The sequence below is a fragment of the Glutamicibacter sp. genome (assembly GCF_050701915.1).
Taxonomy (GTDB): Bacteria; Actinomycetota; Actinomycetes; order Actinomycetales; family Micrococcaceae; genus Glutamicibacter.
The window spans coordinates 199,774-209,449 of sequence record NZ_JBOGEG010000003.1 but is presented as its reverse complement, the minus strand read 5'-3'; the positions used below and the strand labels follow the sequence as shown (position 1 = coordinate 209,449).

The following is a 9,676-nucleotide window of genomic DNA, read 5'->3' as shown; positions in this document are numbered from 1 at the left end:
GGGCCGCCTGTGCATGGTGCATCAGTTGGCGATGGGGCGCTCGGTGATCACCGGCAGGTTGCCGGTGGCCGGGCCCAGCGGCGTAGCGCCGCCTTCATCGGTCCAGTCATATCCGATTTGGTCCGAGAGAGCCGGGTCCGAAACGATGTCCGGTACGGCTCCTGGTCCCCTTCGGCTGCGAACATCTGGATGAATTGTCATCAAACGCCCCCTTCCTATGGCTGGGAAGGCTACCGTAGCAACAAAGCACAGAACCGGCCAGTATCCCCGGGAACCGCCGGCTGCCCAATGCGCAAGGGTGAGCCTAGGCCAGCGCTTCTCCTACTTGGGGAGGAGGCAACCGGGCAAATGTCATTCGCTGTTGCCATGCACTGCAGGCACGCCAGGATCTAGAGTGGAAATGAAGAGAACATCTGCTCAAGCGACTTAGCAAAGGCCCACTATGCACCGCACCGCTGTATCAATGCCATCACGAAATTCCGCCAGGATTGCCATGGCTGCCTGGCCGCTTGCGCTGGTACTTGGCGCCACCGGGTGCGGGGCAGTTGATTCCTGGGACAAGGCCACCTCCGATGCCTGGTCGGTGACCTACGAAATCGAGGTCACCGGTGCGACGGGCCAGCTGCCTGCCGTGTCCTACCTGGAATCCGCGAAGCGCGGCGAACCCGGCACCATCGTGGACGTTTCTGAGGCCGTGTGGGTTCCGGACAGCAAGGACCCGAGCCGGGCAACCTGGTCGGTGGAAAGCATCATCACCGCTGAAACGGATGCCTCGCTTACGGCCACCCCGGCCAAGGGGGCCACAGCCACCTGCCGGATCCTGCTCGATGGAACGAAGGAAATCGCCGCGCGCACAGGTGCCACGGGGGAACCGGTGGAATGCTCGGCCACGACCCCGGCCTTCTCCGGCAAATAGGAGCTGGACAAGCGCGCAACCGGGCAGGGGGGTTGCAAGGATAAAATGGAAGACGGCGGCTACATGATCGACAGCTGCCGGGAACGGGGACTTAAGAAGTGGACAAGGCAACAAGCTCAGGGAAAAGCGGCCTGGCTGCTGCTTCTGCCCGGTCGAGCCTGTTCGCCGGGAGCCGGCCGAAGGCCGCCGAGACGGCGACCTTCCTGGTCCGGGTCCTGAAGCTGGGCCATGCCCGGGTCTGGCGGTACTTGTCCGTGATCGCGATTCTCCAGTCGATCAACGGCTTCATGGTCCTGCCGGCGATCAAGTACCTTTTCGGACGTGCGCTTCAGGCCAGCAACCTCACCAACATCACCGACCGCACCTATGCGGACATCCTCTCCCACCCCGTCTCGGTCCTGCTTCTGGTGGCCATCGCCGTCATTGCCCTGGCCGCCGTGGGGTTGCAGTTCGTGGCGCTCATGGTCATGGCCAACCGCCAGCAATCGGGCATGCCCCCGGATGTGAAGGCCCTGGCCCGGGACACCATCGGCTGCATGGCCAGATTGCTCAGGTATCCCTCGCCGCTGATGCTCGTGTACTTCTTCCTGGCGCTTCCGCTGGGCGGACTGGGCCTGTCATCGGTGCTCATTGACGGGGTCGCCATCCCGCCATTCGTCACCCGCGAGTATCTCAAGGCTCCGCTGAGTATCGGGATCTATGCCCTGATGATCGGTGCAATCATCTACGTGAACCTGCGCCTGGTGCTGACCCTGCCGCTGCTGGTCATCGGGCAGAAGAATCCGCTGGCCGCCTTGGGCGGGAGCCTGAAGGCGACGCACAAGAACTCGCTGCGCTACCTGCTGCTGATCGGCATCCCGCTGGGCGCCGCGGCGCTGGGGGCTTCGCTCATGGCCGAGGCCCTGATCTGGGCCTCGGACCTGGCCGATACCATGGTGGACGCCGATACCGCCGCGGTGATCGCGACCCTGTGCATCGGGCTCGGGCATATCCTCGGGTTCCTGGTCATCGGCGCTTCCACCGTCGTGGCGCTCCAGGTGCTGGCCGCCCTGTGCCGCGAGAACCTGGGGTTGCCCGTCACGCTGGAGGAACGCGCGCGTACGCGACCGAGCACCCGGGCGAAGGCTACCCGTGCCTCGGCCGGACTGCTGGCCGCGGCCCTGGTGTTCTCCGCCAGCTTCTACGCCGCGCCGGCCATGGGGCATACCGCGTACCGCGCCGAAGACGCGAAGATCATCGCGCACCGCGGCTACTCGGCCGGAGGCGTGGAAAACACCCTGGGCGGCCTCCAAGCCGCGGCGGACCACCAGGCCGACATCGTCGAAGCCGACTTCCAGGAGACCAAGGACGGGCACTTCGTGGCCAGCCATGACACCAACCTGCTCGTGCTGGCCGGGATCAACAAGAACATCCACGAGATGACCCTGGCCGAAATCCGGCAGGTAACCGTCCGCGAAGGCGGCATGGCCGACCGGATTCCCACGATGCGCGAATACCTGCTGCACGCGCAGGAGCTGGGCATCCAGGTGCTCGTGGAACTGAAGGTCACCGGGCATGAATCCAAGGGCTACCTGCAGCGGTTCCTCGATGAGCTCGATGCCACCGGGACCACCGCGCAGAACATCTACCACTGCCTCACCCCCTCGGTGGTCAACCAGATGAAGCGCTGGCGTCCCGAACTGCGGGTAGGGCTCACCGTGGCGCTGAGCGCGGGCGGGCTGCCGCAAACCAAGGGCGATTTCTACACCCTGGAGCAGGCATCCTTCAGCCAGGAGCTGCTCGCCCAAGCGCACTCGCGGGGCAAGGAAGTCCACGTCTGGACGGTGAACGACGAGTCCACCATCCGCGAGCTGCTGGGCATCGGCGTGGATGGCATCGTCACCGACAGCGTGGAGCTGGCGCTGCATGACCGCGCCCTGGTGGCGAATAACCCCGCCTCGAAATACCGGGTGGGATCCGCGCTGGCGTACCTGGACATCTTCCGCTGAGTGCGGGCTACGGGGTTTCCGGGTAGGTGCCGTCGCCCAGATTCGGGTCTGCCAGGGATTGCAGCGGATCATGCAAGAACACCCGCCGGCCCTCGTTGCGCATCCGGCGCAGCCCTTCCAGGGTCATTCTCCGGGCCACATCGGTGAAGGAGAAGACCCGGGAAATATCCACGTGCACCTCGCCGTCGAAGCGCGACTCGGACATGATATCCAGCAGTTCGGCAGCCGCGGTGAATTGCACGTTGCCCTGCAGGTAGAAGGTTTCGCGCGTGCCGCCGCGCTGCACGTCGATGACATCGAGCCGGCCATGGCTCGGGGCCAGCAGGTGCATGCCCATGTCCGTGGACAGCCGCTCGAAGGCCCGCCGCGCCCGCTGGCTGTTGCCGTGTGAATCCAGCCGGGGCGAGAACGCGCCGATGCCCACCTGGTCAGGCAGCACGCCCACCAGTCCGCCGGCCACCCCGCTCTTGGCCGGGATGCCCACCCGGGTCAGCCAGTCGCCGGCTCCGTCGTACATTCCGGCCACCGCCATCACCGACATGACCTGGCGGGCCGTGGCCTCGTCCATGATCCGATCGTGCGTGCACGGCTGCACCCCGCCATTGGCCAAGGTGGCGGCCATGGCCGACAGGTCCGCCACGGTGACCAGGATGGAGCACTGGCGGGTGTAGCCGGTGACCACCTCATGCGGGTCATCGGCGATGATCCCGTGCTTGCGCAGCATGTGGGCCATGGACAGGTTGTGGTCCGCGGTGCCCAGCTCCGAGCCGAACACTTCTTCGTCGATGCGCAGCTGGCGCCCGGCCAGGGCCGAGAACAGCTCCACCACCCGCTGCACCCGCTGCTCGCCGGTGGCGTCGGCGCCGACCAGCAGTCCGTGGGCGGCAATGGCCCCGGCATTGATCATCGGGTTCTTCGGCCGGTTGGTGCCAGCTTCCAGCGACAGCTCATTGAAGGCCTCGCCGGAAGGCTCCACCCCGATGTATTCCAGCACATGCTCCAGCCCGCGGTCCATGATGGCCGCTGCGTAGGCGAAGGGCTTGGAAATGGACTGGATTGTGAACTCGGCCCCGGAATCCCCGGCGGTGTAGGTGCTGCCCATGGCGGTGGTCACGGCCAGGGCGAAGAAATCCGGGTTGGCGTCGGCCAGCTCGGGAATGTAGCCGGCGCGCTCGCCGGTGGTGTCATCGCGCAGCGCGTCGAGCACTTCGTTCAGGTAATCGGGAATCGGATTCTGCATGGTGCCATTCCTCGGTATCGGATCGGAATTCAGTTCCAGCCTTGCCAGTGCTGTTTCCAATCTAGCGCCCCGAAGCCTGTTTCGGTTGGCACGTTGCGCTGCCTCTGGGGCCCGGACGGCGGAGATCTTGTGAATTTTCTATGCAGATGCCGGGGATCTGGCAAACAAATGTACGGTTCAAGCAAAACGGCAGGCAGGGTGCTGGATAATGATTGGAACACAGTAGGGCGGAGGAAGATACTCCGCTCGGAAGGGAATGATGGACGCTTCAGGCGACAGTAGGTCCGATCGATTCAACCCTCTGCCCGGCAGGAAAGCCGGACAGGCACCGCAGGACAGGGGGTGTAGATAATGGAATGGATCTCTCTGGCTTTGGCCGTGCTCCTCATTCTCGGATGCGGACTCTTCGTAGCCGCAGAATTCGCGTTGATCACGGTCAATCGGAACCAGGTCAAGCAAGCCGCCGCCGACGGCGACCGCCGTGCCGCTGGCGTTCTCAAGGGCATGAGCACCCTGTCCACCCAGCTCTCGGGTGCCCAGCTGGGTATCACCCTGACCAACCTGGGCATCGGCTTCCTGGCCGAGCCCGCTATCGCGGCCCTCGTAGTTGGCCCGCTGCAGGAGTTCGGCCTCGACGAAGCCCTGGCCCGCACGGTCTCCATTGCCATTGCGCTGGTCCTGGCCACGATCCTGACCATGGTCTTTGGCGAATTGGTTCCCAAGAACCTGGCCATTGCCAAGCCCTTTGAAACCGCCAAGGCAGTGGTGGGCTTCCAGCGCGGGTTCAGCACCATGACCAAGCCCTTCCTGGCATTCTTCAACGGCAACGCGAACTGGATTGTCCGCCGTTTCGGCATCGAGCCCCAGGAGGAGCTGGCCTCGACCCGATCCGCCGAGGAGCTCGTCGCACTGGTGGGGCACTCGGCCCGCGAGGGCGTGCTGCCTGAGGAAACCGCTCAGATGCTGCGCCGGACGGTGGCCTTCGGCAACCGCCGTGGCCACGACGTGATGACGCTCCGATCCCGGATGGTCACGGTGACCGCGCAGCAGAGCGTGAACGAAGTGCTGGAACTGGCCGCGCGCACCGGACATTCGCGCTTTCCGCTGGTGGCCGAGAACGGCCACCGGGTGCTGGGCCTGGTGCATATCCGCGCCTTGCTCTCGGTCCCCTATGGGCAACGCGCACAGGCTGGCGTGGGGGACTACGCCCAAGATGCCCTGCTGGTCCCGGACACCATCGAACTCGATGAGCTGATGGACCAGCTGCGAGGCGGCGGACTGCAGCTGGCGGTGCTGATCGATGAGACCGGCGATGTCGCCGGGATGCTGACCTTGGAAGACCTCGTGGAAGAAATCGTTGGGGAAGTGCGCGACGAGCATGACCCTGCGGATTCGAGCATCCAGGTCCTCTCCGCGAATTCCTGGCGCCTGGATGCGGCCCTTCGCCCGGATGAGGCCAGCGAGCTGCTGGGCTGCCAGATCCCCGAGGACTCGGACTATGAGACGTTGGCAGGGTTGCTGACCGTGCAGCTGGGCAAGTTCGGCGAGGTGGGCGACGTGGTCAGCCTCGTGGTCCCCGGCGTGCCGGGCGGGCCGCGCAAGAAACTGGAATTCACGATCCACGCCACCGACCAGCAGCGGATCGCCTCCGTCGATGTGGCAGTGGCCGAACATGAAGAAGGAGAAGCCGCGCGATGAGCGATCTTATCGGAATTCTTGTCACGATCCTGCTGCTCGCGGCGAACTTCTACTTTGTCGGCGCCGAGTTCGCACTGATCTCAGCGCGCCGGAGCATCATCGAGCCCAAGGCGATGGAGGGCAGCCGCAGCGCCAAGATGACCCTGTGGGCCATCGAGAACGTCTCCCTGGTGATGGCCGGCGCCCAGCTGGGCATCACCGTGTGCTCGCTGGCCCTGGGCTATGTCACCAAGCCGCTGGTGAAGTACGCGGTCGCCGGGCCCTTCGAAGCCATCGGGATCCCGGAGGGCATGATCGATGCGCTGTCCTACGCGATTGCGCTGATCGCGGTGACCTACCTGCACGTGGTGCTCGCCGAGATGGTGCCCAAGAACATGGCCTTGGCCGGCCCGGAGCGCATGGCGCTGGCCTTGGGCCCGAGCATGGTGATCCTGGTCAGGATCCTCCGCCCGGTGCTGTGGCTGATGAACGCCATGGGCAACCTGGTCCTGCGGATCTTCGGGGTGGCTCCGAAGAACGAGGTGGCCAGCACCTTCACCCGTGATGAGGTCTCTTCCATGGTGGCCGAATCGCGGGAGGGCGGCATCCTGGACGAGCATGACGAGCAGCTGCTGATGGGCGCCTTGCACTTCGATGCCCGGAGCATCGAATCGGTGGCAATCAGCTTCGATGAGGTGCAGACCTTGCCGGTGGATTGCACGGTGGCGGATATCGAGTCGGCGGCCGCGCACGGCTTCTCTCGCTTCCCGCTGGTGGATGCGGACGGAGCCCCGGTGGGGTATGTCCACGTCAAGGATGTGCTGGGCGCCGACGCGCAGGCCAGGATGCAGCCGCTGCAGCGCAGCGGTATCCGCGCGCTCCCGTCCTTCGGCCAGCAGCAAAGCGTGCGCACCGCGTTGCAGGAAATGCAGCTCTCCGGCGCCCACCTGGCGCTCGTGCGCGATGGCGAAACGGGCAAGGTCACCGGAATGGTGACCCTGGAGGACATGCTCGCAGAACTGGTCGGCCAGATCAGGGACGAGCGCCGCAGCACGCGCTAGCCGCCGCTGCGCAGTGCATGGGCCGAAGGCAGGACGGGATTCCGTCCTGCCTTCGGCCCATTCTGGCCCCGGGGACTAATGCGCCTTGGCGAAAGGCGAGTTCTTGCGTGAGAGCAGCAAGGTCAGCAATACCCCGAGCAGTGCGAAGCCTGCCGTCATCCACCAGGTGGCATTCCAGCCGCCGGTGATTGTCGCCATGGATGCAAGAAGCATCGGGCCGGTGAAATTACCGATATTGAAGATCTGCTGGGTCAAGCCCATCGACGCCGGGGCCGAGCCGCCGGGCGGAGCCAGATCGACCACCACGCGGGTCATGGTGGTCGGGATGGCGGCGCCGGTCAGGGAGAAGAAGCCAACGCAGATCATCTGGATCCACAGCAGGCGGGGCGGATAGTCGAAGGCAAAGGTCAAGAACGATGCTAGGGACATCAGCGCGAAGCCGGCAATCAGCAGCGTGCGCCCATTGGCGCCACGGTGGAGCAGCCCGCCGCAGATGATCGCGCCCACCGCGTTCAGCCCTCCCACCACGGCGGAAGCCAAACCACCGGCCACCGGATCCAGGCCGAATTCCTCGTAGATTGTGGGCAGGAACCCCACTACGGCCATCCATTGCACCGTATAGCAGCCAAAAATAAGGCCGCTGATCCACACGCGCGATGCCCGGGCGGTGATGGCGATGCGCTTGGCGGCCTCGCGCAGGGCCGCCGAACCAGAGGGTTCATCCGCGCCCACGAATTTCAGGATCAGCGGAATCGGCAGCAGGGTGATGAACGCGAGGATGCCCCACCACAGGTGCCATGACAGGTGCTGGAGCGCCAGCGCGGTGGAGAAGACCCCGATGAAGGTGGCCATGCCCATGTACGCGGCCCACCACCCCACGGCCATATTCAGGTTCCGGATGGGGGCATGGAGCCGCACCAGTCCCGGCCCCATGACGGTGGCCATGATGACGCCTGCCCCTTCCAGGATGCGGGTGGCCAGCAGCAGCGGCGCGCTGGGAGCCAAGGCACCCAGCGCACTGCCCAGCACCAGCAGCAGCAAGCCGAGGATCAGCGTGCGGCGCTGGGAGATGACTTCCGACAGCAGGGAAACGGCCAGGCCGCCGGCCATGCCAGCTACCTGGACCACGCCCAGCAACACGCCGGAGAAAATCAGCGAGAAGCCCAATTCGTCCTGGATAACGGTCAACGCGGGGGAGAGCTTCCAGATGTGCAGGCCGGCCATCACGCCGGAAGCCACGATGATGATCCAGGCCGCATTGGTACGCTGCTGGACCTGCTCCATTTTGGCTTCCATTGCCACTACCGCCTCCTCGCGATGGACGCGCTAGCCGGTGCAAAGCGCTGTTGTCCTCTAGGGATTGTGGCACGCGGGAAGCGCAGTGCCTACGTATGTGTCAATGAATGGGAATGGGTGTGGTTCCCCAGTTGTGCTGCCATGGACGTTGGAGGCAGCTATCTGGTGGTTTGATTCCGCCCTTGGAACAGCATCAGCAAGTGCTCACTGCTCATGCGGTTGCTGCGAATACCCCGGGGCCAGACGTTTCCATTCAGTAGTTCAAGCCCAAGACTGCTGAATGCCAGATTGCGGAATCGGATTGATCGAGCCACGATGATTCGCGGCCCACCGCATAGCATTAGAGCAAAGCGTGTTCCCTGAAAGGACATACGAATTGAACAGCATCGAGCTTTACGAGTCCGCATCCGGAGACGTCGTATTGGAAATCGGAGTTGATTCCGAAAGCAAAACTGTGTGGATGAATCGACAGCAGATGGCCACACTGTTTGGCCGCGATGTGAAAACTATCGGCAAGCATATTTCCAATGCTCGACGTGAAGAACTCGAGGGAATCCCAGTTGTCGCAAATTTTGCGACAACTGCCGCAGACGGCAAGACCTATCAGGTAGAGCACTACAATCTGGACATGATCTTGTCAGTCGGCTACCGCGTGAAATCACGCGAGGGTATACATTTCCGACGATGGTCGAACGATGTGCTCAGTGACTACGTGCTTAAAGGTTCAGCAGTCAACGAGCGCCGGTTGGCCGAGCTCGGCCAAGTGTTCACCATCCTCTCACGATCATCAGACCAGTTGGCATCCGGTATTGCTGAACTCGTCAGCGCATACCTGCCAGGTCTGGTGCTGTTGCACGACTATGACGAAGGCTCTGTGACCACGTCGCCGAGTGTCATCCCTACTTGGGAACTGACTTTAGCCGAGGCACGAGCTGTCATTGCTAAGGTCGCCGCCGAATTCCCCAGCGACACTCTCGCTGGCCGGGAACGCGGCGACGCCCTTGAAGGGATCATCGCCGCCGTGTATCAAGGCTTTGGAGGAGATGATCTCTATCAGACGGTGGAGGAGAAAGCTGCGCACCTGCTGTACTTCGTGGTCAAGGACCATCCGCTGGCTGACGGCAACAAGCGCAGCGCCGCCGCCCTTTTCGTTTCCTTCCTGGCACGCAATGGACTTCTTTACAATGAAGATGGCTACGCCCAGGTGACAAGCAATGCGCTGGCAGCCATTACCCTTCTCGTCGCAAGCAGCGACCCGAAAGAAAAGGACTTGATGATTTCCCTGATCGTCAAGATGATTGAAACCGGACGATGAAGCAGCCGGAGAAGAATCCGCACACATGCTGCTGGCAACACGTCAGGGAACACCGCATGCCAATCAGCGAGACAGCAGAATAATCCCCCGGTTATCTGCACGCTCGTGCGACCTAGTTCGCCTTCTATCCCCATCGGAAGCAAGGATAACGCTCCGTGTTAATCATTGGTTCGGGTTTCAGCT

The 9,676-nt window shown here is 63.5% G+C and carries 8 protein-coding genes; 5 read left to right on the top strand and 3 right to left on the bottom strand.

Features of this window, described 5'->3' with window-relative positions; genetic code table 11:
- Nucleotides 1-21: 21 nt before the first annotated feature.
- Nucleotides 22-201: a hypothetical protein gene (locus ACRDT3_RS04570; protein ID WP_431491846.1), complete on the bottom strand. Its 180-nt coding sequence runs from the start codon at nucleotides 199-201 to the stop codon at nucleotides 22-24.
- 292 nt (nucleotides 202-493) lie between these two features.
- Here ACRDT3_RS04570 and ACRDT3_RS04565 point away from each other — a divergent pair, with 292 nt between their 5' ends.
- Both ACRDT3_RS04565 and ACRDT3_RS04560 read left to right on the top strand, forming a co-directional pair.
- A complete protein-coding gene (locus ACRDT3_RS04565) occupies nucleotides 494-916 on the top strand; it encodes a hypothetical protein (protein WP_431491845.1) in 423 nt (140 codons plus the stop codon).
- 98 nt (nucleotides 917-1,014) lie between these two features.
- On the top strand, nucleotides 1,015-2,904 hold the full coding sequence (locus ACRDT3_RS04560; RefSeq protein ID WP_431491844.1) for a glycerophosphoryl diester phosphodiesterase membrane domain-containing protein: 1,890 nt from the start codon (nucleotides 1,015-1,017) through the stop codon (nucleotides 2,902-2,904).
- Between the two features lie 7 nt (nucleotides 2,905-2,911).
- Here ACRDT3_RS04560 and ACRDT3_RS04555 read toward each other — a convergent pair whose 3' ends face one another.
- Nucleotides 2,912-4,144 carry a glutaminase gene (locus ACRDT3_RS04555; RefSeq protein ID WP_431491843.1) on the bottom strand — a complete coding sequence of 411 codons (1,233 nt, stop codon included), beginning with the start codon at nucleotides 4,142-4,144 and terminating at the stop codon, nucleotides 2,912-2,914.
- 351 nt (nucleotides 4,145-4,495) lie between these two features.
- On the opposite strand from ACRDT3_RS04555, the gene ACRDT3_RS04550 reads away from it, so the two are divergent.
- Nucleotides 4,496-5,842, top strand: a complete 1,347-nt coding sequence (locus tag ACRDT3_RS04550) for a hemolysin family protein (protein WP_431491842.1) — start codon at nucleotides 4,496-4,498, stop codon at nucleotides 5,840-5,842.
- The gene (locus tag ACRDT3_RS04545) at nucleotides 5,839-6,882 is read left to right on the top strand and encodes a hemolysin family protein (RefSeq protein ID WP_431491841.1); all 1,044 of its coding nucleotides are present in this window, start codon (nucleotides 5,839-5,841) and stop codon (nucleotides 6,880-6,882) included. The genes ACRDT3_RS04550 and ACRDT3_RS04545 overlap by 4 nt, the downstream gene beginning before the upstream one ends.
- A gap of 75 nt (nucleotides 6,883-6,957) precedes the next feature.
- Here the strand turns inward: ACRDT3_RS04545 and ACRDT3_RS04540 are convergent, their stop codons facing one another.
- On the bottom strand, nucleotides 6,958-8,178 hold the full coding sequence (locus tag ACRDT3_RS04540; protein ID WP_431491850.1) for a CynX/NimT family MFS transporter: 1,221 nt from the start codon (nucleotides 8,176-8,178) through the stop codon (nucleotides 6,958-6,960).
- A gap of 376 nt (nucleotides 8,179-8,554) precedes the next feature.
- Between ACRDT3_RS04540 and rhuM the strand changes: the two genes are divergently transcribed.
- The gene (rhuM, locus tag ACRDT3_RS04535) at nucleotides 8,555-9,493 is read left to right on the top strand and encodes a RhuM family protein (protein ID WP_431491840.1); all 939 of its coding nucleotides are present in this window, start codon (nucleotides 8,555-8,557) and stop codon (nucleotides 9,491-9,493) included.
- The last annotated feature ends 183 nt before the right edge of the window (nucleotides 9,494-9,676 follow it).